Source organism: Roseobacter sp. OBYS 0001 (assembly GCF_019654895.1).
Taxonomy (GTDB): Bacteria; Pseudomonadota; Alphaproteobacteria; order Rhodobacterales; family Rhodobacteraceae; genus Roseobacter; species Roseobacter litoralis.
In genome coordinates this window covers 899,797-923,654 of the sequence record NZ_BPES01000001.1, presented here as the reverse complement: position 1 = coordinate 923,654, position 23,858 = coordinate 899,797, and the positions used below count along the sequence as shown (strand labels likewise).

At 56.1% G+C, this 23,858-nt stretch carries 24 protein-coding genes; 18 read left to right on the top strand and 6 right to left on the bottom strand.

The genetic code is table 11. The features are described 5' to 3' along the window. Positions 1–7: 7 nt before the first annotated feature. The 12 genes from frr (at position 8) to lpxB (ending at position 11,433) form a co-directional block, all read left to right on the top strand. On the top strand, positions 8–571 hold the full coding sequence (gene frr, locus K5Q35_RS04470) for a ribosome recycling factor (protein ID WP_013961884.1): 564 nt from the start codon (positions 8–10) through the stop codon (positions 569–571). A 201-nt stretch (positions 572–772) separates the two neighbouring features. Continuing rightward, entirely contained in the window at positions 773–1,513 is a 741-nt protein-coding gene (locus K5Q35_RS04465) for an isoprenyl transferase (protein ID WP_083825450.1), read from the top strand. A gap of 6 nt (positions 1,514–1,519) precedes the next feature. Further along, positions 1,520–2,314, top strand: a complete 795-nt coding sequence (locus tag K5Q35_RS04460; protein WP_220798578.1) for a phosphatidate cytidylyltransferase — start codon at positions 1,520–1,522, stop codon at positions 2,312–2,314. 7 nt (positions 2,315–2,321) lie between these two features. Beyond that, complete coding sequence (gene dxr, locus K5Q35_RS04455; RefSeq protein WP_220798577.1) at positions 2,322–3,494, top strand: 1-deoxy-D-xylulose-5-phosphate reductoisomerase; 1,173 nt, start codon at positions 2,322–2,324, stop codon at positions 3,492–3,494. A gap of 11 nt (positions 3,495–3,505) precedes the next feature. Beyond that, a complete protein-coding gene (gene rseP, locus K5Q35_RS04450; RefSeq protein ID WP_220798759.1) occupies positions 3,506–4,849 on the top strand; it encodes an RIP metalloprotease RseP in 1,344 nt (447 codons plus the stop codon). A gap of 102 nt (positions 4,850–4,951) precedes the next feature. Continuing rightward, positions 4,952–5,083, top strand: a complete 132-nt coding sequence (locus K5Q35_RS22610; protein ID WP_259650453.1) for a hypothetical protein — start codon at positions 4,952–4,954, stop codon at positions 5,081–5,083. A gap of 146 nt (positions 5,084–5,229) precedes the next feature. After that, positions 5,230–7,590 carry an outer membrane protein assembly factor BamA gene (gene bamA, locus K5Q35_RS04445; RefSeq protein WP_220798576.1) on the top strand — a complete coding sequence of 787 codons (2,361 nt, stop codon included), beginning with the start codon at positions 5,230–5,232 and terminating at the stop codon, positions 7,588–7,590. 6 nt (positions 7,591–7,596) lie between these two features. Continuing rightward, complete coding sequence (locus K5Q35_RS04440) at positions 7,597–8,157, top strand: OmpH family outer membrane protein (protein WP_220798575.1); 561 nt, start codon at positions 7,597–7,599, stop codon at positions 8,155–8,157. Positions 8,158–8,237: 80 nt separating this feature from the next. Then, entirely contained in the window at positions 8,238–8,696 is a 459-nt protein-coding gene (gene fabZ, locus K5Q35_RS04435; protein WP_013961877.1) for a 3-hydroxyacyl-ACP dehydratase FabZ, read from the top strand. Between the two features lie 6 nt (positions 8,697–8,702). Continuing rightward, complete coding sequence (gene lpxA / locus K5Q35_RS04430; RefSeq protein WP_220798574.1) at positions 8,703–9,485, top strand: acyl-ACP--UDP-N-acetylglucosamine O-acyltransferase; 783 nt, start codon at positions 8,703–8,705, stop codon at positions 9,483–9,485. Then, the gene (locus tag K5Q35_RS04425) at positions 9,485–10,276 is read left to right on the top strand and encodes an LpxI family protein (protein WP_220798573.1); all 792 of its coding nucleotides are present in this window, start codon (positions 9,485–9,487) and stop codon (positions 10,274–10,276) included. The genes lpxA and K5Q35_RS04425 overlap by 1 nt, the downstream gene beginning before the upstream one ends. Further along, the gene (gene lpxB, locus K5Q35_RS04420; protein ID WP_220798572.1) at positions 10,255–11,433 is read left to right on the top strand and encodes a lipid-A-disaccharide synthase; all 1,179 of its coding nucleotides are present in this window, start codon (positions 10,255–10,257) and stop codon (positions 11,431–11,433) included. Before K5Q35_RS04425 ends, lpxB begins: the two co-directional genes overlap by 22 nt. A 63-nt stretch (positions 11,434–11,496) precedes the next feature. Here lpxB and mnmA read toward each other — a convergent pair whose 3' ends face one another. Further along, positions 11,497–12,639 carry a tRNA 2-thiouridine(34) synthase MnmA gene (gene mnmA / locus K5Q35_RS04415; RefSeq protein ID WP_220798571.1) on the bottom strand — a complete coding sequence of 381 codons (1,143 nt, stop codon included), beginning with the start codon at positions 12,637–12,639 and terminating at the stop codon, positions 11,497–11,499. Between the two features lie 123 nt (positions 12,640–12,762). On the opposite strand from mnmA, the gene K5Q35_RS04410 reads away from it, so the two are divergent. From K5Q35_RS04410 to K5Q35_RS22605, 5 genes are all read left to right on the top strand, one after another. Continuing rightward, a complete protein-coding gene (locus K5Q35_RS04410; protein ID WP_013961872.1) occupies positions 12,763–13,041 on the top strand; it encodes a DUF1153 domain-containing protein in 279 nt (92 codons plus the stop codon). A gap of 99 nt (positions 13,042–13,140) precedes the next feature. Then, entirely contained in the window at positions 13,141–13,860 is a 720-nt protein-coding gene (ctrA, locus tag K5Q35_RS04405) for a response regulator transcription factor CtrA (protein ID WP_013961871.1), read from the top strand. A gap of 127 nt (positions 13,861–13,987) precedes the next feature. Beyond that, a complete protein-coding gene (ligA, locus tag K5Q35_RS04400; RefSeq protein WP_220798570.1) occupies positions 13,988–16,105 on the top strand; it encodes an NAD-dependent DNA ligase LigA in 2,118 nt (705 codons plus the stop codon). Further along, positions 16,102–18,192 (top strand): ATP-dependent DNA helicase RecG, encoded by a 2,091-nt coding sequence (gene recG, locus K5Q35_RS04395; RefSeq protein ID WP_220798569.1) that lies wholly within the window; start codon positions 16,102–16,104, stop codon positions 18,190–18,192. Before ligA ends, recG begins: the two co-directional genes overlap by 4 nt. Before the next feature lie 90 nt (positions 18,193–18,282). Next, a complete protein-coding gene (locus K5Q35_RS22605; protein ID WP_259650452.1) occupies positions 18,283–18,405 on the top strand; it encodes a hypothetical protein in 123 nt (40 codons plus the stop codon). Positions 18,406–18,576: 171 nt separating this feature from the next. Here the strand turns inward: K5Q35_RS22605 and K5Q35_RS04390 are convergent, their stop codons facing one another. Together K5Q35_RS04390 and K5Q35_RS04385 are read right to left on the bottom strand one after the other, a co-directional pair. Then, positions 18,577–19,974, bottom strand: coding sequence for a methyl-accepting chemotaxis protein (locus K5Q35_RS04390; RefSeq protein ID WP_013961868.1), 1,398 nt, complete (start codon positions 19,972–19,974; stop codon positions 18,577–18,579). 72 nt (positions 19,975–20,046) lie between these two features. Beyond that, positions 20,047–20,499 carry an iron-sulfur cluster assembly scaffold protein gene (locus tag K5Q35_RS04385; protein ID WP_013961867.1) on the bottom strand — a complete coding sequence of 151 codons (453 nt, stop codon included), beginning with the start codon at positions 20,497–20,499 and terminating at the stop codon, positions 20,047–20,049. Positions 20,500–20,578: 79 nt separating this feature from the next. Between K5Q35_RS04385 and hisI the strand changes: the two genes are divergently transcribed. Next, positions 20,579–20,965, top strand: coding sequence for a phosphoribosyl-AMP cyclohydrolase (hisI, locus tag K5Q35_RS04380; RefSeq protein WP_220798568.1), 387 nt, complete (start codon positions 20,579–20,581; stop codon positions 20,963–20,965). On the opposite strand, the gene gluQRS is transcribed toward hisI, so the two are convergent. From gluQRS to trmFO, 3 genes are read right to left on the bottom strand one after another with little or no spacing between them, the layout of a single operon-like run. Next, complete coding sequence (gene gluQRS / locus K5Q35_RS04375; protein WP_220798567.1) at positions 20,962–21,825, bottom strand: tRNA glutamyl-Q(34) synthetase GluQRS; 864 nt, start codon at positions 21,823–21,825, stop codon at positions 20,962–20,964. The two genes, hisI and gluQRS, sit on opposite strands and share 4 nt — an antisense overlap. Next, entirely contained in the window at positions 21,822–22,436 is a 615-nt protein-coding gene (locus K5Q35_RS04370) for a class I SAM-dependent methyltransferase (RefSeq protein WP_013961864.1), read from the bottom strand. The genes gluQRS and K5Q35_RS04370 overlap by 4 nt, the downstream gene beginning before the upstream one ends. A gap of 38 nt (positions 22,437–22,474) precedes the next feature. Next, entirely contained in the window at positions 22,475–23,827 is a 1,353-nt protein-coding gene (gene trmFO / locus K5Q35_RS04365) for a methylenetetrahydrofolate--tRNA-(uracil(54)-C(5))-methyltransferase (FADH(2)-oxidizing) TrmFO (RefSeq protein ID WP_220798566.1), read from the bottom strand. Positions 23,828–23,858: the final 31 nt, after the last annotated feature.

Here is a 23,858-nt window from a genome sequence, read left to right as displayed (position 1 = left end):
GTGACCGATGTCAGAAGACTTCATGCTGGACACAGACGATATCGAGCGCCGGATGGATGGTGCGATATCATCTTTGAAGACGGAATTCGCATCCTTGCGGACCGGGCGGGCGTCCGCCTCGATGCTGGAGCCGGTGATGGTGGATGCCTATGGCCAGCGCACTCCGATCAATCAGGTGGGCACCGTCAACGTGCCGGAACCGCGCATGGTCACCATCAACGTCTGGGATAAGGGGCTGGTCGGGAAAGTCGAAAAGGCAATCCGTGAAAGCGGTCTTGGCATTAACCCGCAGTTGAATGGCACGATCATCATGTTGCCGATCCCTGAGTTGAATGAAGAGCGCCGCCGCGAATTGAGCAAAGTTGCCGGGCAATACGCCGAACATGCGCGTGTTTCCATTCGCAATATACGTCGTGACGGTATGGACCAGATCAAGAAAGCCAAAGCGGATGGCATGTCCGAAGACGATCAGAAAATCTGGGAAGGCGAGGTCCAAGAGATCACAGATCGCTACATAAAAGGCATCGACGAACAACTGGCCTCAAAGCAGTCGGAAATCATGCAAGTCTGAGGGGCGATGGTAAATACATGCCGCAGAATGTATAAAGATACGGCCTTTCATTCCGAAACGTGGCCTGTTTGTGGCGGCGTTAAAGGCGATTTTAACGATTTTCAGTAGTCATGGCGACAGAAGTTGTGTCACAAGAGGGCACAGAAGTAAGATAAACGGAGCGCGGTGGCCTCAGGGCATACGTGTTCGGAGGAATTAGTCATCGAGCCCGAAAGACAGCCCGAACTCAATCAGGTCCCCGGATGCCCGCGACATGTTGCGATAATAATGGATGGAAATGGCAGGTGGGCCACGCAACGCGGGCGCCCACGTCTTTTCGGCCATCATGCGGGCGCGCGACGCGTGCGCGAAATTGTTGAAGCGTGCCCCTCCGTTGGCGTGAAATACCTCACGATATTTGCCTTTTCGACCGAAAACTGGAAGCGGACGCAGGCGGAAGTGGCCGGGCTGATGAGCCTGTTCAAGCGCTACATCATGCGTGAGACCCGCGAGCTGAATACCTATGGCGTCAGGGTGCGTTTCATCGGTGACCGCACCCGGCTTGACAGCACACTTGCACGGCTCATGACCGAGCTGGAAAACGCGACGGCCGGAAACACCAATATGCATCTGACCATCGCGATCAATTACGGCGGGCGTGACGAGGTTGCGCGCGCAACCAAAAGACTGGCGCAGGATGTGGCCAACGGCATACTCAAACCACAGGATGTGGATGAGGAAACGCTGCCAAAGTATCTTGACACCTATGTCCTGCCGGACCCGGATCTTGTGATCCGCACAAGTGGGGAAGCGCGGATATCCAATTTCCTGCTATGGCAGTCGGCCTATTCGGAGTACGAATTTATCGACACGCTCTGGCCGGACTTTACGCGCAATGAATTCGAAGAAGTCTGTGCGGCCTACGGCGGGCGTGAGCGGCGCTATGGCGGCGCGAAGGCATAGCCTGTCATGAAGGCGAAGACCGAAAAATGGGCTGATCTGGCAGTCCGCCTCACCTCAAGTGCCGCGATGGTTCTTGTTGGTCTGTGGGGGATCTGGATGGGTGGACATGTGTTCCACGCGCTGGTCGCCCTGATTTGTGGCCTGATGATCTGGGAACTGGTACGCATGTTACAGCCCCAGAACAGGAGCCTTGCTGTTCAGCTCGGGCTTCTGGGTGGCGCGGTGGCTGGGGCATCAATTTATCTGCCGGTGGGGTTCGCGCTGCCGATCCTGATTGCGCCTGCGCTGGTTGGTTTTGGACAGCTGACGCAAAACCGAGCGCTCTATATGGTGTTTACCGTATTGGTTCTCTTGGCGGGCTTTGGCATGATGTCGGTCCGGGGTGATCTGGGCTTTGGCTGGATGCTGTGGCTTGTACTGGTTGTTGTTGCCACGGATGTCGTCGGGTATTTTGCTGGACGGATGATTGGCGGACCGAAATTCTGGCCGCGGGTCAGTCCCAAGAAAACATGGGCGGGTACCGCTTTTGGATGGGTCGGGGCGGCTGCGGTCGGTGGGTACTTTTTTGCCACAACAGGTGCCGGTGCCCAGTTGATCGGGGTATCTGTTGCGGTCTCCATGGCCAGCCAGATGGGCGACATCGCGGAAAGCGCCATAAAGCGGCGCGTCGGCATCAAGGACAGTTCCAGCCTGATCCCCGGTCATGGCGGACTGCTTGACCGGTTCGATGGGATGCTGGGGGCAGCGGTTTTCCTTTTGATCATTGGACCGTTCATTGGCTTCCCGCCGGGAATTGGGTGACAAGGTCATGCGCAGCGTCAGTATATTTGGGGCAACGGGGTCGATTGGGCAAAACACGATTGATCTGATCGCGCGGGATCCTGAGGCGTACGATGTCATAGCACTAACCGGTGCGCGCAATATCAAGCAACTGGCCCATGATGCCCGGCGTCTCGAGGCGGATATCGCGGTCACGGCGCATGAAGAGCTGCTGCCTGATTTGCGCGCGGCGCTTGATGGCTCGGGCGTGGAGGCTGCTGCAGGGGCCAAAGCGCTGGATGAAGCGGCGGGTCGACCCGCCGATTGGGTGATGTCCGCGATTGTGGGGGCCGCCGGATTGGCGCCGGGCCTCAGAGCGCTGGAACAAGGCGCGACGCTCGCGCTGGCCAACAAGGAGTCGCTGGTCTGTGCCGGGGCGTTGATGCTGAAAACGGCGCAGGCGAACAAGGCGCGGCTCTTGCCGGTGGACAGCGAACATTCGGCTGTTTTTCAAGCATTGACCGGTGAAGATATCGCCTCTGTCGAACGCATTATCATCACGGCAAGTGGCGGGGCATTTCGCGATTGGCCTATCGAAAAGCTGGCGAGCGCCACGCTGGCTGAGGCGTCGAGCCACCCGAACTGGGACATGGGACAGCGGATCACCATCGATTCCGCATCCATGTTTAACAAAGCCATGGAGCTTATTGAAACAAAAGAATTCTTTGGCGTTGAATCTTCAAGTATCGAGGCGCTGGTGCATCCTGAATCGCTCATCCACGCCATGGTGGGGTTTCGCGATGGCGCCTTGATGGCCCATGTCGGGCCGCATGATATGCGCCACGCGATTGGTTTTGCCCTGCATTGGCCCAAGCGCAAAGAATTGCCGGTCGAACGCCTTGATCTGGCCGCGATCGGGCAATTGACGTTTCGTGCGCCCTGCGAACAGCGATGGCCCGCGTTGCGCCTTGCCCGCGAGGTGATGGAAACGGGCGGCATGGCGGGCGCGATTTTCAACGCGTCAAAAGAGATCGCGCTCGACGGATTTATTGATGGACGCCTGCGATTTACAGAGATGGCAGGCATTGTTGAGGACGTCCTGACCAAGCTAACAGGCGAACCCGATCATATTAACGCCACCATGACCCTTGATAACGTCGCGCAGATAGACCATCTCGCCCGTATAGAAGCACAGGCATCTATCAATAAGAGAGCAGGCTGAATTTGGATATTATGACCTTGATCCCGCAGTTCGGCGGGTTGATCTGGACGATTGCGGCTTTCATTCTGGCCTTGTCGGTCATCGTGGCGATCCATGAGTATGGCCATTACATCGTCGGGCGCTGGTCCGGCATTCATGCGGATGTGTTTTCCATCGGGTTCGGGCCTGTGGTTTTTGCGCGCACGGACAAGCGGGGCACCCGGTGGCAGATCGCAGCACTTCCTTTTGGAGGTTACGTTAAATTTGCAGGCGATGCTGACGCGGCATCCGGTAAGGACGACGCGGCAATGGCTGAGGTTGAACATGACCCCGTGCGCCTTCGTGCGACAATGCATGGCGCTCCTCTGTGGGCGCGCACGGCGACCGTGGCGGCGGGCCCGGTCTTTAATTTCGCGTTGTCTATCCTCATCTTTGCGGCAGTGTTGCTGACCAGCGGTGTTGCGCGTGATCCGTTGACTGTCGGCGAAATGAGGCCGTTGCCTGTTGAAGCGGTCGGCCTGCAATCGGGCGATGAAATTCTCGGGATAAATGGCATTGATATGCCCAGTACCGAAGACCGGGATGCCTACCGCGCCTTTATTGAAGCTCTGCCGTTTGAGCCGGTGCTGACCTATGACGTTCTGCGGGACGGGCGCACTGTCACGGTCGATGGTCCATATATGCTGCCGCCTCTGGTCAATTCACTGACACCTCAAAGTGCTGCGATGCGTGCAGGCATGGCGCAGGGGGATGTGATCAGCGCTATCAATGGCACTCCGATCTATGCCTTTGACGAGCTGAAAAATGCTGTTGAAGGCGGAGAGGGCGCAACGCTGGACCTGACCGTCTGGCGTGCGGGTGAGATGTTGGAAATGTCCATGACACCCAAACGTGTTGATGAGCCACAAAATGACGGGGGCTTTGCAACGCAGTGGCGGATCGGCATTGCCGGGGGCCTGGCTTTTGAACCCGCTACACAGCGGCCCGGTATTTTTGAAGCCGTTTCGGGCGGCGTGAGCCAGACGTGGCGCATCATCAACGGCTCGCTGTCTGGTTTGGGCCATATGATCACCGGCGCGATCAGTACATGTAACCTGAGCGGGCCCATCGGGATCGCGCAGACTTCAGGGGCGATGGCCAGCCAAGGAGCCGAGAGTTTCATCTGGTTCATTGCCGTGTTGAGCACTGCCGTGGGGCTGCTGAACCTGTTTCCTGTGCCTGCACTGGATGGGGGGCACCTTGTGTTTTACGCCTATGAAGCGGTGGCGGGCAAACCGCCCAGTGACAAGGCCCTGCGCGTTCTGATGACCTTTGGGCTGGCAACGGTGCTTACGTTAATGCTCTTTGCGCTTGGCAATGATCTCTTCTGTCCTTGAGGTGAAAGAAGTTGGCGGGCGGCCCTATTCGTGCCTGAATTGATCAAAATCATGCCACATTCCGCTGCTACACAGGGCCCACAAAACAAGTGAGGACGTCCTATGCAGAGCCTACAACGTGGATATCGCGGGCTGAGCCTGCTGTGTGATTTGAACTGGGATCGGGTGCTTTATGTGTCGACAGTGACGTTGTCGCTGGGCATTGGTGCTTGGCTGACCACATTGATCGCGTAGAGGCGCGCAGGCGGCCGGTTGCGCCGACCGATTTGTCGTCTGCCTCCGTATCTAGTAGATTTGCAAATATGACCCACATGGTTTTGACAAGTGGGGCTAAAATCGGTACTCAGGAAACAATAAAATTCTGAGGGTCGAGGCAGATCATGAAACCGGGCAAAACCGACGCGCAAAGCGTGCAGGGCGCGACGCGCCGCACTTTCACCAAACCATTGCAGGCCGGGGTCTTTTGTCTGGCGATATCAGCGGCTTGGATTGCCCCGACTGGGGTAGCACTGGCGCAACAGATTGAAATCAACTCGGTAAACATCGAGGGTAATGCTCGTATTGGGGATTCCGCGATCCTGTCCCGCGCTGGAATCGTTCCAGGACAGAGCATTTCAGCCGGCGAACTCAATGCGGGCCTGCAGAGGCTTGTGGCCTCGGGGCTTTTTGAAAGTGTTGATTTTGAGCCACGAGGGAATTCGCTCAACATCACGGTTGTGGAATATCCGACGATCAACCGGATCAACTTTGAAGGCAATGCACGGATCGGCGACGAAACGCTTGCCGCCGCCATCAATTCCAATGAGCGTAGGGTGTTCAATCCCGCGCAAGCAGAGCGCGACGCGGCCCTGATCGCTGATGCCTATGCATCAGAGGGACGGATTGCCGCCAGAGTGACGCCGACAATCATCCGCCGCTCCGACAACCGTGTCGATTTGATTTTCGAGATTTTTGAGGGCGACAATATCGAGATTGAACGCCTCAGCTTTACGGGAAATCGTGTCTATTCCGACCGACGTCTGCGCCGCGTTCTTGAAACAAAGCAGGCCGGGTTGTTCCGCGCCTTTGTGCGCAGTGATACGCTGGTCGAGGACCGGATCGAGTTTGACAGGCAGATTTTGCGCGACTTCTATCTGTCGCGTGGCTACGTTGATTTCCGCACAAATTCGGTCAACGCGGAGCTGACCGAAGAACGCGATGGTTACTTCCTTGTGTTCGACGTGCAGGAAGGTCAGCAGTTCCGGGTCGGCGAGATTACCGTCGCAAGTGAACTGGCCGAAGCCGACAGCGACTTATACCGTGAAACCGTCAAGACGCGCAGCGGCGTGGTCTATTCGCCCACGCTGATCGAAGCAGATATTGCCAGAATGGAGCGTCAGGCGATCATTGATGGCGTCGATTTCATGCGGGTTGAGCCGCGCATCACGCGCGATGAACGCAACCTCACGATCAATGTTGAATATGTGCTGAACCGGGGCCCGAGGGTCTTTGTCGAGCGGATCGACATCGAAGGCAACACGACGACGCTGGATCAGGTTATCCGTCGACAGTTCAACAGTGTGGAGGGCGATCCTTTCAACCCTCGCGAAATCCGGGAATCCGCTGAACGCATCCGTGCGCTCGGTTTTTTCACCGTGGCAGATGTGAACGCGCGCGAAGGGTCATCACCGGATCAGGTGATTATCGATGTGGATGTCGAAGAGCAACCGACGGGGTCATTGTCTTTTGGTGCGTCCTTCTCGACCAACGATGGTATCGGCTTTGCGATTCAGTTTACGGAGCGGAACTTCCTGGGACGGGGCCAGCGGCTGGGCCTGAGCCTGTCAACGGCGGCAGATGATCAGCTTTACCGGGTCAACTTTTTCGAACCGGCATTTCTGGGACGAGATGTTGGCTTTGGGCTGCGGCTGGACATCTCTGAAAGCACAAGCTCGACTGTGACATACGACACAGAGCGCGCAGTGCTAACACCATCGCTCAGTTTTCCGGTTGGGGCCAATTCTCGTCTCGAACTAAATTACAAATACGATCAGTCCGAGATGAAAGATCGTGGCAGCGATTCCGACAATGGCCCGATCATTGGCCGGGACATTGATGAGGGTGAATTGGTCAACAGCTCCATCGGGTACCGATATATATACGATTCGCGCACAACCGGGCTTGACCCAAATGCAGGGTATCTCTTTGAATTTGGACAGGATTTCGCGGGTGTCGGCGGCGACAACACCTTTATTCGCACCAGCGCGAAAGCTGTCGGCGAACGTAAAGTCTTCAACGAAGATGTGACACTGCGCGCGACACTTGAGGGTGGGGCCTTGAACTACCAAAGCGGTGCCAACCGGGCCGTTGACAGGTTCCTGTTGTCCACGAACACGATCCGTGGCTTTGAGCCGGGCGGCATCGGACCACGCGACTTGTCTGAGTCCAACGAAGACCCCTTGGGCGGTAACCTCTACGTTACGGCCCGCTTTGAAGCGGAGTTTCCAGTCGGTTTACCCGAGGAATACGGAATCACGGGCGGCCTGTTTTATGATGTGGGTAACCTGTGGGATCTGAATGACGTTAACTTGAGCGGCGGAAATGTTGTTGGGGAAAGCGGATCGTTCCGCCACGTTATTGGCGTCTCAATTCTGTGGGAAACGCCCGTGGGCCCGCTGCGGTTCAATTTTTCCGATGCAATCCGCAAGGAAGACTTTGACCGCGAGCAGACGTTCGAAGTCACCGTTAATACAACCTTCTGATCCGTGATGCCTCTGCGCCCCCTTGTCCACGGTTTGGCGCTTGCAGTATTCTGTGCTGTGTCTGCGCAGGCTCAACCGCTGGTGCGCGCGCCAATTGAGAGCCCTATTCTGACCATCGATTCTGATACGCTGTTTGAAGACAGCCGGTTTGGACGCCAGACCATCGAGGAATTCGAAAAACGCGGTGCCGCACTGGCATCTGAAAACCGTAGTATCGAAGAAGCGCTTGAGGCAGAGGAGAAAGATTTGACGGCCTTGCGCGCGACGATGACGCCAATCGAATTCAGAACCTTGGCCGATGCTTTCGATCAGAAAGTACAGGAAACCCGGCGTACGCAAGAAGCAAAGAACCGCGAATTGAACAGCGAGCTGGAAAGCAGACGTGTGATGTTTCTGAATGCAGCGGCCCCTGTGCTGGAGCAGCTGATGCGCGAGGCGGGCGCCGCCGTGGTTCTGGAGCGGCGGTCTATTTTCATCAGCTCAAACGCGGTGGACATCACCCAGATCGCAATAAACCGGCTGAACGTGGTGCTAAATGGCGTGGAATTCGCGCCAGAACAACAATAAGCAAAACTGCCGACCTTGCTCCAGCACGCCAGAGTTGCTAGGCAAGGCGCCAAGCCCTTGAAGATTAAAGGACCTCTGAGATGTCGACCAGTATGGCCAGTGCGGATATTCAGCTCATCCAACGTATTCTACCTCATCGTTACCCCTTTTTGTTGGTGGATAAGGTGGTTGAGATCGATGGAACGTCGTCCGCATTGGGCATCAAGAATGTCACCATGAATGAGCCGCATTTTCAGGGCCATTTCCCGGGAATGCCAATCATGCCCGGCGTCACCATCGTAGAGGCCATGGCGCAAACCGCTGCGGTCATGGTGGGTGTGACGCTGGAAATGGCGGATAAAGAAATGAAAGTGTATTTCATGGCCATCGACAAAGCCAAGTTTCGCCGCAAGGTCATCCCCGGTGATGTGCTTGAGATGCGGTTGAACACCCTGCGCGGCAAACCCGGTGGAAAAGTCTGGCGCTTTGGCGGTGTTGCATCTGTTGAGGGTGAAATGGCCGCCGAAGTGGAGTTTACGGCCATGATGGACATGGGCTGATTGTTGATGAGCAACATTCACCCCAGCGCTGTCATTGAACCCGGTGCGCAGATTGATCCAACGGCCAAGGTTGGCCCGTTTTGTCTGGTCGGATCGCAAGTAACTCTTTCTGCCGGTGTGGAGTTGAAAAGCCATGTGGTGGTCACTGGACAGACGACGATCGGGGATGAAACGGTCATTTTCCCCTTCGCGGTCGTTGGTGAAATCCCTCAGGATCTGAAATTCAAGGGCGAGGCGACGCGGCTGGTGATTGGGCAGCGTAACCGCATTCGTGAACATGTCACCATCAATTGCGGCACAGAGGGCGGCGGTGGGGTGACGCGTATCGGGGATGACGGGCTGTTCATGGCGGGATGCCATGTGGCACATGATGCCGTGATCGGTAATCGCGTTATTTTGGTCAATTCGGTGGCCATTGCCGGGCATTGCGTCCTTGAGGATGACGTGATCGTCGGTGGTTTATCCGGTGTGCATCAGTTTGTGCGTATCGGTCGGGGCGCAATCATTGGGGCGGTGACCATGGTGACGAATGACGTGATCCCTTATGGTCTGGTGCAGGCCCCGCGCGGTGAACTGGATGGTTTGAATCTGGTCGGCCTCAAGCGTCGCGGTGTGGAACGCGCGGATATCACAGCGTTGCGCGCGGCCTTTCAGATGCTGGCGCAGGGCGAGGGCACATTCCAGAGCCGTGCACGGCGTCTCAAAGATGAAACCTCGAGCGTATATGTGCGTGAGATTGTGGATTTCATCACATCCGACAGTGATCGTCATTTCCTGACGCCAAGCTGATGCTGGCGCTTGTAACAGGACGGGGTGGGCTTCCGGCGCGTATTGCGGCCGCTCAGAGCACACAGCCGCTGATCTGCGTGCTGGATGGTTTCGCCCCGGAGGGCCTCATGGCGGATATCACCTTTCGGCTTGAGCATCTTGGCTCCTTCATGGCGCAGCTTCGGGAGCGTGGCGTCACGGCGGTGTGCTTTTGCGGCGCGATCGAGCGTCCGCCTTTTGATCCGGCGGCGCTTGACGGTGCAACCCTGCCACTTGTGCCGACATTGATGCAGGCCATGGGCGCGGGGGATGATGCAGCCCTGCGCGCGGTTATGGCGCTGTTTGAGCAACAGGGGTTTGAGATTGCGGCAGCGCATGTTCTTGCGCCCGATATTCTCGCCCCGGAGGGGGTTCTGAGCGATGCGCAGCCGGATGCGGCCATGCGGGCGGATATCGCGCGCGCGGATGCGGTTTTGAAAGCGCTGTCGCCCGTAGACGTGGGGCAGGGCTGCGTTGTCGGGCAGGGGCAGGTTTGGGGCATTGAGACCATTGGCGGTACGGATCATTTGTTGACAAGCCTTCCGACCGGGGTGCGCGGGGCGCGCGCGGTTCTTGTGAAGGCGCCCAAAATGGGACAGGACGTGCGCGCGGATTTGCCCACCATCGGTCCTGACACGGTGCAAGCGGCAGCGGAGGCGGGTCTGGCGGGCCTGGTCATTCAAGCCGGGCAGGTGATCCTGCTTGAACCGGACGCAACAATTGCGGGCACGAATAAAGCAGGTCTGGTCCTGTGGTCGCGCGCGAGCGCGTGAAACGGGCGTTCATCATCGCGGGCGAACCGTCAGGGGACAAGCTGGGCGGTGCATTGATGGATGGGCTCAAGATACTGTCGCCCGGTGTCGCATTTGACGGTGTCGGCGGACCCTTGATGCAGGCGGAAGGGCTGGAAAGTCGCTTTCCCATGGATGAGCTCAGCGTCATGGGGATTGCAGAGATCCTGCCAAAGTACCGCGCCTTGAAAGCGCGCATACGCGAAACCGCGCAGGCGGTAATCGAGAGTAAGCCTGATGTTCTGATCACCATAGATTCGCCCGATTTTTCTTTTCGGGTGGCCAAGCTGGTGAAGAAATCCAGCAGCATTCGAACAGTCCATTATGTCGCCCCGACCGTTTGGGCGTGGCGGCCGGGTCGCGCGGCCAAGATATCAAAATATGTGGATCACCTGTTGGCGCTGTTTCCATTTGAGCCTCCACATTTTACGCCTCACGGTATGGCCTGCGATTTTGTGGGTCATCCGGTGGTTGCCGAACCCATAGCGACACAGCCAGAAGCAGATGCATTTCGGGCAGAATATGGGATCGGATCTGCACCGCTTTTGATGGTCCTACCCGGCTCTAGACAGGGGGAAGTGGGGCGATTGGCCGGCATTTTCGGCGATGCGGTCTCTCCGGTTTTGGCGCAGCATCCGAATTTGAGAGTTGTTGTTCCTGCCGCTGGACCGGTCTTGCGACAGGTGAAAGACGCGGTTTCGCGGTGGCCCGTCAACGCGCTTGTGCTTGATCCAAGTGAAAAGACGCCGGAGGCCGCTGCCAGCGTAAAAAGAGCGGCGTTTCGTGCGGCTGACATTGCCTTGGCCGCGTCCGGGACCGTTTCATTGGAACTAGCGGCCTCGCGAACGCCGATGGTCGTAGCCTATCGCATGCACTGGTTGAGTTACAGGTTGATCCGCGCAATGGCTTTGGTGGATACGGTGACGCTGGTCAATCTGGTGTCGGACACGCGCGTTGTTCCGGAGTTTCTTGGCCCGAAATGTGAAAGTGGAGCAATCGGGCAAGCTCTGAATGACGTTCTGCAAAACCCCCGCGCCCAGATCGATGCCATGGGTATCACCATGGAACGGCTCGGACAGGGAGGGGAAGCACCCGGTTTGCGCGCCGCCCGCGCCATTCTTGATCGCACAGAGATTTAATCCAAAGGACACGCTGCGCGTGGCACGATTTGGGCCGCCCTCACGGGCGGCATCGGCGCGCGTTCAACCCTTGTGAATCCAACCGCCGCCGTAAATTCTGCTACTGTCGGTGTCATAAAAGACGCAGGCCTGACCGGGTGAAACGCCTTCCTCCGGCGAGGTCAATTCCACCGTTGCTTCAGTCTCGCTGATCGGGCGGATAATCGCGTCAGTTGGGGGGCGGGTGGAGCGTACTTTGACCGCTAAATGCCATTCATCACGGGACTGGAGTGGTTCATCGCCCAGCCAATTGATCTCGCGGACAGGCACCGTGCGTGTAGACAGCATTGATTTTGGACCAACCACAACCTGCCGCGTCTGCGCGTCGAGTTTGATCACGTATAGAGGTGTCGCAAGCCCGCCGATACCCAGACCGCGCCGTTGACCAATGGTGAAATTGACCACGCCGTCATGCGTCGCCAGAACGCGACCATCGACATCTACGATGTTGCCCGGGGCTGCGGCCTCAGGGCGCAGCTTTCGGATCACACTTGCATAATCCCCGTTTGGCACAAAGCAGATATCCTGGCTGTCCGGTTTGTTTGCGACGCTCAACCCGTATTTTTCGGCGAGAGCGCGCGTGTCTTCCTTCGACGGCAGGTGGCCGAGTGGGAACCTCAGAAATGCGAGTTGTTCCGGTGTTGTCGAAAACAGAAAATAACTCTGATCGCGATTTGCGTCGGCTGCAGAATGCAGTTCAGCCCCGCAGGGGCCTGATTTGCGTTGAATGTAGTGCCCGGTGGCCATGCAGTCCGCATCCAGATCCTTTGCGGTTTCCAGCAGGTCCTTGAATTTGACGCGCTCGTTACAACGGATGCACGGGACCGGGGTCGCGCCGCCCAAATAGCTTTCTGCGAATTCGTCGATCACTGCATCTTTAAAAATGTTCTCATAATCCAGAACATAATGCGGAAAGCCCATTTTCTCAGAAACGCGCCGCGCATCGTGGATATCCAGCCCTGCACAACAAGCGCCCTTTTTCGCAAGCGCGGCACCGTGATCATAAAGCTGCAGCGTGACGCCGACCACATCGTAGCCTTCCTCGGCGAGCATTGCGGCCACGACAGAGCTGTCCACACCACCGGACATCGCCACCACCACCCGCGTTTGCGCAGGAGGTTTTGCGAATCCGAGCGAGTTCAGAATCGGTGATGGGTCCAAGGGCATTCACAGTCTCCGAGATATATGAGGGAATATAGGAAAATCCTAATTACTCTCAAGAGCGCGCTTCATCGGTCTTTAAGGTGAATTCGTCAAGGTGTGGCAAACGAGTTGATTATAGGTAAGTGTATGTATCTCAAGAAAGTCGATGGTCCGCGCTCCGTCACCCTTGCGGATGGAACAGTAATGACGCAGGCGGATCTGCCGCCAGCATCCACACGGCGTTGGGTGGCATCGCGCAAAGCCGCCGTCGTGCGGGGTGTCGCATATGGGTTGATTCCCCAGAAAGATGCACTGTCGCGCTATCGGATCAGTGAAGATGAGTTTCACGAGTGGGTAAAAGCGGTCTCGGAACACGGCGAAGATGCCTTAAAAGCAACAACTTTACAAAAATATAGACAACCTTAAGTTGATAAGTTAGTTTTTGGTATCACGGTAACGTGCAGTTAACCTTTTAAGTTCACGGTTAACGCTAAGATAAAATGATTGGCCTTTGCGGAGATTAATATGCGCGTACTGCTCGTGGAAGATGACCCCACAACGTCGAAGAGTGTCGAGTTGATGCTGACACATGCAAATCTGAATGTATATGCAACAGATTTGGGAGAAGAGGGGATCGATCTTGCCAAGTTGTACGACTACGATCTGATACTTCTGGACCTCGATTTGCCTGACATGAACGGACATGAAGTCCTTCGTCAATTGCGTCTTGCCCGGATAGAAACGCCAATCCTTATTCTGTCGGGCGCAGATGATACGGAAAACAAGATCAAAGGCTTCGGCTTTGGCGCAGACGATTATCTGACAAAACCATTCCACCGCGAAGAGTTGGTCGCGCGCATTCATGCGATTATCCGCCGCTCAAAAGGACATTCGCAATCCGTGATTGAAACGGGTTTGATTTCGGTGAACCTGGATGCCAAGACGGTCAGTGTAGACAACAAGACCGTGCATTTGACGGGCAAGGAATATCAGATGCTCGAGTTGTTGTCGCTGCGTAAGGGTACGACACTTACCAAAGAAATGTTCCTGAACCACCTCTATGGTGGCATGGATGAACCGGAACTCAAGATCATTGACGTGTTCATCTGCAAATTGCGTAAAAAGCTGAGCAATGCCACCGATGGTGAAAACTATATCGAAACGGTTTGGGGGCGTGGGTATGTACTGCGGGACCCCGAGCCTTCGCAGATAGACGACACGCATCGACTGGCCGTCGGGGCTTGATCACCTTAAGCAGGCGAGAAACCGATTTTCGCCTGCTTTCGCATATATATCTATCTCCTAAAACGACTGGACCTCTCCGCAGCGGATGCCTAACTACGACTAAGTAATAGGCAATCGAATAGGTACCATGGATTTTGTCCCCCTTGATAGTCTGAATGAAAAAGCAGCCGAGGAGGAACTGTCTCGGCTGGCAGAACTTCTGGAACAGGCAAATACGGCGTATCATACCAAGGATGCGCCGTTTATGTCGGATGCGGAGTATGACGCTTACAAGCGACGCAACCTTGCACTTGAAGACCGTTTCCCGCATCTCAAGCGTGCTGACAGCCCAACAGATGTGGTTGGTGCAGCACCTTCGGCTGGTTTTGCCAAAGTTTCCCATTCCATGGCAATGCTGTCTTTGGCCAACGCATTCGACGATGAGGATGTTTTTGACTTCGTTCAGCGTATTCGCAAACATCTCGGGTTGAGCGATGCAGAGCCGCTACATTTTACATCAGAGCCAAAAATTGATGGATTATCGCTGTCCCTGAGATACGAAAACGGTGCTCTCGTTCAGGCGGCGACACGTGGGGATGGGGCGGTCGGTGAGAACGTCACCGCAAACGCGCTGACAATCAATGATATTCCACAGCGGGTGCCGAATGCGCCTGATGTTCTCGAGGTTCGTGGCGAAGTGTACATGTCGCATACCGATTTTGAAGCGTTGAATGAAAAGCAAAATGCGGCGGGTGCAAAAGCATTCGCAAACCCTAGAAACGCCGCTGCAGGATCGTTGCGCCAACTTGACGCCCGTATTACGCAAAACAGACCGTTGAGGTTTTTCGCATATGCTTGGGGCACATTGACTGCACCATTGGGTAAAACCCAATCAGACTCAATTGAACGCCTAAAAAATCTGGGGTTTCAGACGAACGAGCTGACCGAACGATGCGACGGACCAGAAGCGCTCCTGGCGCAATACCGCCGGATCGAAGAACGTCGTGCCTCTCTGGATTACGACATTGATGGTGTGGTTTATAAAGTGGACGATCTGGACCTCCAACGCCGTCTCGGGTTTCGTTCAACAACGCCCAGATGGGCAATTGCGCATAAGTTTCCAGCAGAGCTTGCGTGGACAGAGTTGCAGAGCATCGATATTCAGGTAGGCCGCACGGGAGCTCTGTCGCCAGTCGCGCGACTAAAGCCGATCACTGTTGGCGGTGTCGTTGTTTCGAACGCGACATTGCACAACGAAGACTACATCGCCGGGCGTGACAATAAGGGTGGTGTCATCCGAGACGGTAAAGACATTCGCGCAGGCGATTATGTGCAGGTCTACCGTGCGGGAGATGTCATCCCGAAAGTGGCTGATGTCGATCTGAACAAGAGGCCCGCAGATTCAATCCCGTTTGTTTTTCCGACAACCTGTCCGGAATGTGGCAGTGATGCGTTGCGCGAGGCAGGTGATGCGGTGCGCAGATGTACCGGAGGGTTGATTTGCCCGGCGCAGGCAGTTGAGCGGCTAAAGCATTTCGTGTCGCGTGCGGCTTTCGATATCGACGGGCTGGGTGCTAAACAGATCGAGCAGTTTTACAAAGATGGTTGGGTGTCAGAACCGGCAGACATTTTCACGCTGCGCGAACGGTATGCATCCGGCATGCAGCAACTAAAAAACCGCGATGGCTGGGGAGAGAAATCCGCAACCAACTTGTTTGATGCCATTGATGAAAAGCGCGAAATTCCATTGGCGCGGCTGCTCTTCGCGCTTGGTATTCGCCATGTCGGAGAAGCTGCGTCCAACCTGATTGCGCAACATTATTCTACCTTTGACGCCTTCGAGAAATCGACGCTGGCCGCTCAAATCGAAGAGGGGGATGCGTGGGACGACCTTCTCAGCATTGATGGTGTCGGAACGGTCATGGCGCAATCACTTGTTCACACAATGGGGCAGCCCGCGGAGCGTGCATCAATCGACCGCTTGGTGGCGCAGCTGAAGGTTCAACCATCGAAACCCATTGTGTCTGATGGCAGTCCTGTTGCGGGAAAGACAGTGGTCTTTACGGGCACGCTCGAGAGAATGACCCGCGCAGAAGCCAAATCCCGTGCTGAAAGTCTGGGGGCAAAAGTCGCCGGTTCGGTATCGGCCAAAACCGATTTCCTCGTGGCTGGGCCTGGCGCGGGGTCAAAAGCCAAGAAAGCAGTGGAACTCGGCATTCGAACACTCGATGAAGACGGCTGGTTAGCACTCATAGAGGGCTTATGAGTGGTCGTCCTGAAGCTTTGTTTGGCCTTTTTTCATCGCTGGAAACCCTCGATGGGGTGGGCCCAAAAACAGCGGCGAACTTCGCTGGCTTAGGGGTTCATGCTCCGCGGGATCTTCTCTTTACTTTGCCGATAAATGTCCTCGACCGGCAATGCCGCGAGTCGATTGAAGGCCTTGAATACCCTGCAATAACAACCGTGACTGTCACCATAGGCGCGCATCGGCCGCCGCGCACAAAAGGAGCGGCGTATCGCATCACTGTTTCAGATGCAGAAACGTCATTTCAGTTGGTTTTTTTTCATGCCAGAGGGGACTATTGGGCGCGTACTATGCCTGAAGGAAGTCGCCGTGTCGTATCGGGCAAGCTTGAGCGTTTCGACGGGCTGCCACAGATGGTACATCCGGATTACATCGTACCGGAAAGCGAAATAGACGCGATCCCTTCCTTTGAGCCCGTGTATCCATTGACCTCGGGGATTACGCAAAAGGTGATGTTCAAAGCATCGCAATCGGTTCTGAAGATGGTGCCTGAGATGGCGGAATGGATTGATCCCGGTCAGATGCGCAAGGCCGAATGGCCCAATGTTATGCAAGCTTTGGCGCTTGCGCACAGACCGCAAAGCTCTGCTGATATTGCGATAACAGCCGCTGCGCGCGAACGTCTGGCCTATGATGAAATGCTGGCGCATCAATTGACCCTTGCGCTGGCGCGTTTGACCGAGCGACAAAAAAGGGGGCATGCAACGCGTGGCGATGGTGTGTTGCAACAACGATTGATCACGTCGTTGCCCTATCCGCTGACCGGTGCGCAGCTGCGTGCCGTGTCAGATGTAAATACCGACATGGGGGAGGCGGTGCGCATGAACCGTTTGCTTCAGGGAGACGTCGGGTCAGGCAAAACACTCGTCGCGTTTCTCGCTCTGTTGCGCGCGGTCGAGGGCGGCGGGCAGGGGGTCCTGATGGCGCCAACCGAAATTTTGGCACGTCAGCATTTACAAAGTCTGAAGCCCCTGGCCGAGAAGGTTGGCGTCAGACTCGAGATACTGACCGGGCGCGACACGGGGAAAGAGCGCAACAAAAAACTGGACGATCTGGCAAATGGCAACATTGGGGTTTTGGTTGGCACGCACGCCGTTTTTCAGAAAGGGGTGACATTCGATGATCTGCGTCTGGCCGTCATTGATGAGCAACACCGCTTTGGAGTACAGCAAAGGTTGGCTCTGGGACAAAAAGGGGCTGCGGTTGATGTTCTGGTCATGACGGCGACTCCAATCCCGCGATCGTTGGCGCTGGCGCAGTTTGGGGACATGGATGTGAGCATCCTGGATGAAAAACCGCCCGGCCGAATGCCGATAAAAACCGCGCTCGTCAGTGTTGAACGCATGGATGAGGTCGTGTCGCGCCTGCGCGCTGTGGTTGAAGAGGGGCGGCAATGCTATTGGGTTTGCCCGCTTGTGGAAGAGAGTGAAGTGGTCGACCTGACGGCGGCTGAGGAGCGGTATAAACACTTGCGCGCGGCTTTTGGTGAAGGCGTGGTTGGGCTTGTGCACGGACAAATGCCTGCGTCGGAAAAAGATGCAGCGATGGCTCGTTTCGAGGCGGGCGAAACAAAACTGCTGGTTGCGACGACCGTTATTGAAGTGGGCGTGAACGTACCAAACGCGACTATTATGGTGATAGAACGCGCCGAGTTCTTCGGTCTCGCCCAATTGCATCAACTCAGAGGACGGGTTGGGCGGGGCGAGGCGGCATCCACATGCTTGCTCATGTACCAACCGCCCCTTTCAAAGAGTGGTCAACACCGGTTGGAGGTGCTGCGCCAAACCGAAGATGGGTTTGTGATCGCTGAAACCGATTTGAAAATGCGCGGCGCCGGGGACGTCATTGGAACGGCGCAATCGGGCCTGCCGCGTTTTTGGATTGCGGACCTGGAACGACAAGCTGGGTTGATGGCAATCGCTCAATCGGATGCACGTAAATTGCTTGCGGAAGATCCGGGGCTTTCTTCGCCAAGGGGGCAGGCGGCCCGCATGCTTTTGTGGCTATTGCGTAAGGATGAATCAATTCGTTTGATTTCAGTGGGATAGCATTTTTGTTCCCAAATGTTCTTAAAAAGTTCTTTACAGACACTTAATAAAATGAGAACAAATAGGCAACAAAAGAGAGGCTGAGACAACATGTTTACACAACTCAAAAAAATTGCTGAGCAGTCACAGGGAACGCTTGTTCAGGATGCACTGGGGCTGAGCGCATTGGTTGTGATGTTTATTGTCGGGCTTCATTTTCCGTCTTTTATTTGATTTCTGCCTGCGTTCTCATGTCGGTTAGGTTGTTGCACCTCTTCCCCAATCAGGTGTCCTGAGACGAACACTGCCTGTTCCAAATCTCATACGGTCCGTTCCGACAGCCAGACCGATCCCCACAAGAGAATGCTTAACTATGCCGCGGCCCTTTGGGTGCGCGGCATTTTTTTAATCAAAGCTGTACGCAAGCCTGAGCCCACCCCAGTGACGCCCCTGAACGAAAATGGGGGCGGAGAGGTCCTTCATCATTTTGAACGCGCCGCCGCCCATATCGCGCCGGTAGACCTGCAACAGGAAGGGTTCCGTGTTGCGCCCCGCCTTCAGGCCGACCCTATCATCAAAGATTTGACGGTTGCGGCAATTCGCAGTGTTCCAAACGGGGTCGTTCGTCTGCGGCTGGGAAAACTTCTTGTTGTGTGAAGGCAGGTAGCCATTGACGTCAACAGCGGCACAAAACACGATTTTTGGATCGAACTCCAATGCCGGCTCCTGAATGTCGGGCATGATTTGATCCATGAGCCCGGTGGATTCTGTCAAGAACTGTTCAGGGTTCGTATATGGAATGGGCCTGTAGGATCGGTCGAACAGCCGGGACATACTGATTTCACCACGGCTCAGCGCAGTTTCCATGCGCGCGGCCACTTGGGCGGCCAGTCTGGTTACCTCATGGATAAAATGTGCGTCGGCGGTGTTTTGTCCAAGCAATGCAGTCGACTGAACAATCGCTTCAGACGTATCAATCAAGTTGAGGACGCGGACGTGTGTTTCCTCAACCCCGGATGTTGTGCCTTTGACCGCATTTTCGATCCCGGCCAATGCTGGCGTGAAATCAGAAATAGCTGCGTCGACACGCTGGGCCTGCTCGGAAATCCGCTTGGCCTGCGCATCAGCGGCCGAAACGGATGCTTCGACGCGCCCGAGGGCCGCATCTGTGGCCCCAGTGGCATTCAGAACATCCGAGGCCTGCTCAGCGATATTGCTGGCTTCGTGGCCCAATGTGGAAATCCAGTCTGTAAGTGTGTCGACATTGCTTGTGATCTGAACGGCGGCGCCACGGGTCTGACGCGACAACTCATTAATCGCCTCCGCCACCACGGCAAAACCGCGCCCTGCCTCCCCGGCACGCGCAGCTTCAATCTTTGCATTGATGGCGAGCGTGTTCACCTGCGTCGCAATGCTGGCGATCTGTTGGTTGTTGCGCTTCACCGCGTTCAGGGTATCGGCAACCTCCTCAGTGCGATGGGATATCTGTTGAACCCATCCTGCGACCGCGCGCGATTTTTCACCGGTTTCGCGCACCATCCCGGCAGAGGCCACAACGTCAGTGACCGTCGCTTCGGTTTGTTGGGCCATCGATTGCACAGCCTCGCGCACATCTGCGTTTGCAGTCGTCATATCCCGAGCGCGTGCAGTGATCACCTTCAGCCCACTGGTTTGAGCATGGGCATGCGCCTCAACCAGATCCAGAAAGCCGGCGATATCCACAATTTCATATCCCAGGGCAGCCGCGGCAGATGAAAGGCGATCAACATCGGGTTGCGAAGACAGACGTTCGTGCACGGGCATGTGACCTCACAATGGGGACCTGCTAACGTTTTCGCACTACTTCCCTTACAAAGTGCTAAGCAAACCCGATGCTTAAGCGCAATCTGACTGCAACGCCTGTGTCATCGCCTCACAGGTTGCCTCGATGCACAGCAGGATGGAGGCGTGGCGGTTTTTGTATTCACGCGCCGGCTCAAGAACCTCGAAACCATCAAAAGGCGCTGGCGGTACTGGGCCGCCATCTTTCAGCATTGAGCGCAGCGCATCGCGCGCCTGCGTCATTTCGCTCAAACTGCGACCGACAACAGCAGCGCCGGTCACGGCAGCCGCTGCCTGTCCCAGCGCGCAGGCTTTTACATCCTGACCAAACGAAGACACACGCCCGTCCGTCAAGCCAACATCCACCGTAACGGCCGACCCACACAGCGGCGAGCGTTTCTTGACCGTCGCCATCGGGTTGCTCAGTCGCTCATGGTGCGGAATGTCCGACGCAAGCGCCAATATCCGCCCTGAATAAAGCTTGATGAGATCGGTATCAGTGGCCATGGCTGCATTCTCGGTTTCGTTTGTCCCTACATCCCCATACATAAGGGGCAACGTAAAAGATGCAAAAAGGTTTTTTGCCATGACTGATACAGCAGATGAATTCACGGCCCGTTTCGACCCGGAAACGCTTACGTTCAACGAGGCCGGTTTGGTGCCAGCAATCGCACAAGACCATAAAACCTCAGAGGTTTTAATGCTCGCGTGGATGAATGCCGAAAGCATCGCCCGCACGCTTGAAACAGGGCGCGTCACCTATTGGAGCCGGTCGCGGCAGGCGTTCTGGATCAAGGGAGAAACCAGTGGCAACGTTCAGGAACTGGTTGATTTACGCATAGATTGCGATCGCGATTGCCTCCTTGTTCTGGTGCGTCAAACGGGTCCGGCCTGCCACACCGGACGACGCAGCTGTTTTTACACCGGGGTCCGGGAGGGTCGCGAGCATGAGTTGATGACACCGCTGGTCTAGTCCGAAAGCCCAACCATCTTTCTGATGTGCTGCGGCGATAGCCCGTCTTCACGGAATTTTGCCAATGCGCGCGCGTCATCCCGCTTTGCCAGGCGTTTACCGGCATCGTCACGGATGAGCCGGTGATGATGATATTGTGGCGTCGGCAGGGACAGCAAACGCTGGAGGATCACATGAATTTGTGTGGCCTCTGCGAGATCCTCACCGCGCACAACCGTCGTCACATTCTGGGCGGCGTCGTCTATCACGACGGAAAGGTGATAGGATGTGCCCATATCCCGGCGTGCGAGAACGATGTCTCCGACCCTGGTCAAGGCATCGGCCAAGTTGATTGACATCACCTGATGCTTACCCGATCCGGTCTCGTGATATGACAAGGATTTGGTGTCGATAAGATCGATTGCCTTTGCCATATGCAGGCGTATGGCCGGGGCGTTTGGCACACCTACATTAAACGCCGCGTTCCGACAGGTGCCGGGGTAAACAAGCCCGTCTGGCCCATATACCGGCGCAGACCCTTCTTGTGGTGCGCTTGCCGCCAGCTGAATATCTTTGCGCGAACAGGAGCAGGGGTAGGTCACGCCCATCTCCTCCAGACTGTTGAGCGCGTCACGGTATGCACCAAGGCGATCCGACTGCCGCATCACCGGTTCTGGCCATCTCAGTCCCAGCCAGGACAGGTCTTTGTATATCTGCTCCTCCCATTCCGGTCGCGCGCGGGATTGGTCGATGTCTTCAATTCTAAGGAGGAACGTGCCACCTGCTGCAACAGCCAAATCATGTGCAAGCAGTGCAGAATAGGCATGACCCAAGTGCAAAGGCCCGGTCGGAGATGGCGCAAAGCGTGATGTTATTTTCACGTCTTTTCAATAATATAAACGTTGGCCTTCAAGTCGATTCCGGGTAGATGGGGCCCATGGTTCTTGAATAAGAGCCGTGCCGCGCCGCAATCAAGCCATTCCGATAGCGCCGTTTCGTTCTTAGGATCAGCAAGTGCATGATCATTCAGGGACAAGACACATAGCCCCCCGGCGGCGAGTTGCGTCATCAGGGTATGAAACACCGATATCGGGGCAGCACCCGCACCAATCACACCGATTGCGCATATTGCAGAATAGGTGCCGGGACGACCGGGCAACGCAGCACCGGGTTCAATGACGCTCAGCGACCGGTAGAGGTTCTTTGCCTTGGCCTGCGCCAGCATCTCCGGCGAGATATCAACGCCGTCAATCACCCGGAACCCAGCCAGTTTAAGCGCAAGACCGGAAAGACCCGTGCCACAGCCAAAGTCAAGAATGGGCGCTGTCATATCGGATGCGAACCGCGCCAGCGCCTCTGCGCAGCGGCCCGGTGTCGCATAGCCATTTTGCGACACTTCCGCCTCATAACTGGCGGACCAGTCATCATAAAGTGCGCGTGTATCACTCGTGTCGCGCGCAGCGTAGGCCTTCGTCAGAAATCCGTTCGTCATGTCACAAAACTAGAACGCTTTGCAACAATCGTCCAGCCTCATGCAGGTTCTTTCACGGCGTCGAGCCAGCTCTGCCAGTCTGTTTTTGCCCGATCCGTGTAGGCTTTATAGCGGTCCTTGCGCCCCCGACGCCCGCTTTTCAGGCCTTCGACAGGTGGGAACAGCCCAAAGTTCACATTCATCGGCTGAAAGGTCTTGGCCTCGGCTCCGCCGGAAATATGGGTGATCAATGCGCCCGTCGCGGTCGTGTCGGCCGGGGTCGATAGGGCAATGCCCAGTATCTCTGCCGCCGCCAAACGCCCCGCGAGCAATCCCATTGATGCGGATTCAACATATCCTTCGACGCCTGTGATCTGTCCTGCAAAACGGATATTGGGCCGTGAGCGCAGCCGCATCTGTGCGTCCAGCAAGGTCGGCGCATTCAAAAAAGTGTTGCGGTGAATCCCGCCCAGACGGGCAAAACTTGCATTTTTAAGTCCCGGAATCGATTTAAAAACAGAGGCCTGCGCACCGTATTTCATCTTGGTTTGGAATCCAACGATGTTATAGAGCGTACCCAGTTTATTATCGCGCCGCAGTTGAACCACAGCATATGGCTTTACGTCCGGCTGGTGTGGGTTCGTCAGACCGACCGGCTTCATTGGCCCAAAACGCAAGGTCTCGCGCCCGCGTTCGGCCATGACTTCGATCGGCAGGCAGCCATCGAAATAATCTGCCGTCTCGCCCTCTTTGAATTCGGTTTTGTCGGCGGCCAGAAGAGCGTCGATGAACGCCTCGTATTGTTCTTTGTCCATGGGGCAGTTCAGGTAAGCGGTACGCTCTTCTTCCGTCTCGCCCTTATCGTAGCGCGACTGCATCCAGGCGCGGCTCATGTCGATGGTGTCAAAATAGACAATTGGCGCGATCGCATCGAAAAAAGCCAACGCCGCGCCGCCCGTTTCAGCCGCGATTGCCGCACTCAACTTTGAGGACGTCAAAGGCCCCGTTGCGAAAATCCAACGCCCCGTTGAAGGCAGCTCAGAGATTTCGCCATAGTCAATGGTGATCCGCGGGTGGGCGTTCAGCGTGTCCGTCACCGATTGCGCAAAGTGATCACGATCAACCGCGAGCGCGCCGCCCGCAGGCAGCCGGTGTTTGTCTGCCATGTTCATGATAAGACCACCCGCCGCCCGCATTTCCCAATGCAGCAGGCCCACCGCGTTTTGCTCATCATCGTCTGAGCGGAAAGAGTTGGAGCATACCATCTCGCCCAGCAACCCGGTTTGATGCGCAAAAGTGCCCACCTTTGGCCGCATCTCGTGCAGCACCACATCCACGCCCATTTCAGCAGCCTGCCATGCGGCTTCGGACCCGGCCATGCCGCCCCCGACGATATGTAATGTCTCTGTCATAGGGCGGATGTAAGCGACGTACCCATCCCGC

Bases quoted from the DNA above. Each gene is read 5' to 3' on its own strand.
- frr (WP_013961884.1), top strand. From the start codon at position 8: ATGTCAGAAGACTTCATGCTGGACACAGACGATATCGAGCGCCGGATG.
- K5Q35_RS04460 (WP_220798578.1), top strand. From the start codon at position 1,520: ATGAAGGCGAAGACCGAAAAATGGGCTGATCTGGCAGTCCGCCTCACC.
- dxr (WP_220798577.1), top strand. From the start codon at position 2,322: ATGCGCAGCGTCAGTATATTTGGGGCAACGGGGTCGATTGGGCAAAAC.
- rseP (WP_220798759.1), top strand. From the start codon at position 3,506: ATGACCTTGATCCCGCAGTTCGGCGGGTTGATCTGGACGATTGCGGCT.
- K5Q35_RS22610 (WP_259650453.1), top strand. From the start codon at position 4,952: ATGCAGAGCCTACAACGTGGATATCGCGGGCTGAGCCTGCTGTGTGAT.
- bamA (WP_220798576.1), top strand. From the start codon at position 5,230: ATGAAACCGGGCAAAACCGACGCGCAAAGCGTGCAGGGCGCGACGCGC.
- K5Q35_RS04440 (WP_220798575.1), top strand. From the start codon at position 7,597: ATGCCTCTGCGCCCCCTTGTCCACGGTTTGGCGCTTGCAGTATTCTGT.
- fabZ (WP_013961877.1), top strand. From the start codon at position 8,238: ATGTCGACCAGTATGGCCAGTGCGGATATTCAGCTCATCCAACGTATT.
- lpxA (WP_220798574.1), top strand. From the start codon at position 8,703: ATGAGCAACATTCACCCCAGCGCTGTCATTGAACCCGGTGCGCAGATT.
- K5Q35_RS04425 (WP_220798573.1), top strand. From the start codon at position 9,485: ATGCTGGCGCTTGTAACAGGACGGGGTGGGCTTCCGGCGCGTATTGCG.
- mnmA (WP_220798571.1), bottom strand. From the start codon at position 12,639: ATGCCCTTGGACCCATCACCGATTCTGAACTCGCTCGGATTCGCAAAA.
- K5Q35_RS04410 (WP_013961872.1), top strand. From the start codon at position 12,763: ATGTATCTCAAGAAAGTCGATGGTCCGCGCTCCGTCACCCTTGCGGAT.
- ctrA (WP_013961871.1), top strand. From the start codon at position 13,141: ATGCGCGTACTGCTCGTGGAAGATGACCCCACAACGTCGAAGAGTGTC.
- ligA (WP_220798570.1), top strand. From the start codon at position 13,988: ATGGATTTTGTCCCCCTTGATAGTCTGAATGAAAAAGCAGCCGAGGAG.
- recG (WP_220798569.1), top strand. From the start codon at position 16,102: ATGAGTGGTCGTCCTGAAGCTTTGTTTGGCCTTTTTTCATCGCTGGAA.
- K5Q35_RS22605 (WP_259650452.1), top strand. From the start codon at position 18,283: ATGTTTACACAACTCAAAAAAATTGCTGAGCAGTCACAGGGAACGCTT.
- K5Q35_RS04390 (WP_013961868.1), bottom strand. From the start codon at position 19,974: ATGCCCGTGCACGAACGTCTGTCTTCGCAACCCGATGTTGATCGCCTT.
- K5Q35_RS04385 (WP_013961867.1), bottom strand. From the start codon at position 20,499: ATGGCCACTGATACCGATCTCATCAAGCTTTATTCAGGGCGGATATTG.
- hisI (WP_220798568.1), top strand. From the start codon at position 20,579: ATGACTGATACAGCAGATGAATTCACGGCCCGTTTCGACCCGGAAACG.
- K5Q35_RS04370 (WP_013961864.1), bottom strand. From the start codon at position 22,436: ATGACGAACGGATTTCTGACGAAGGCCTACGCTGCGCGCGACACGAGT.
- trmFO (WP_220798566.1), bottom strand. From the start codon at position 23,827: ATGACAGAGACATTACATATCGTCGGGGGCGGCATGGCCGGGTCCGAA.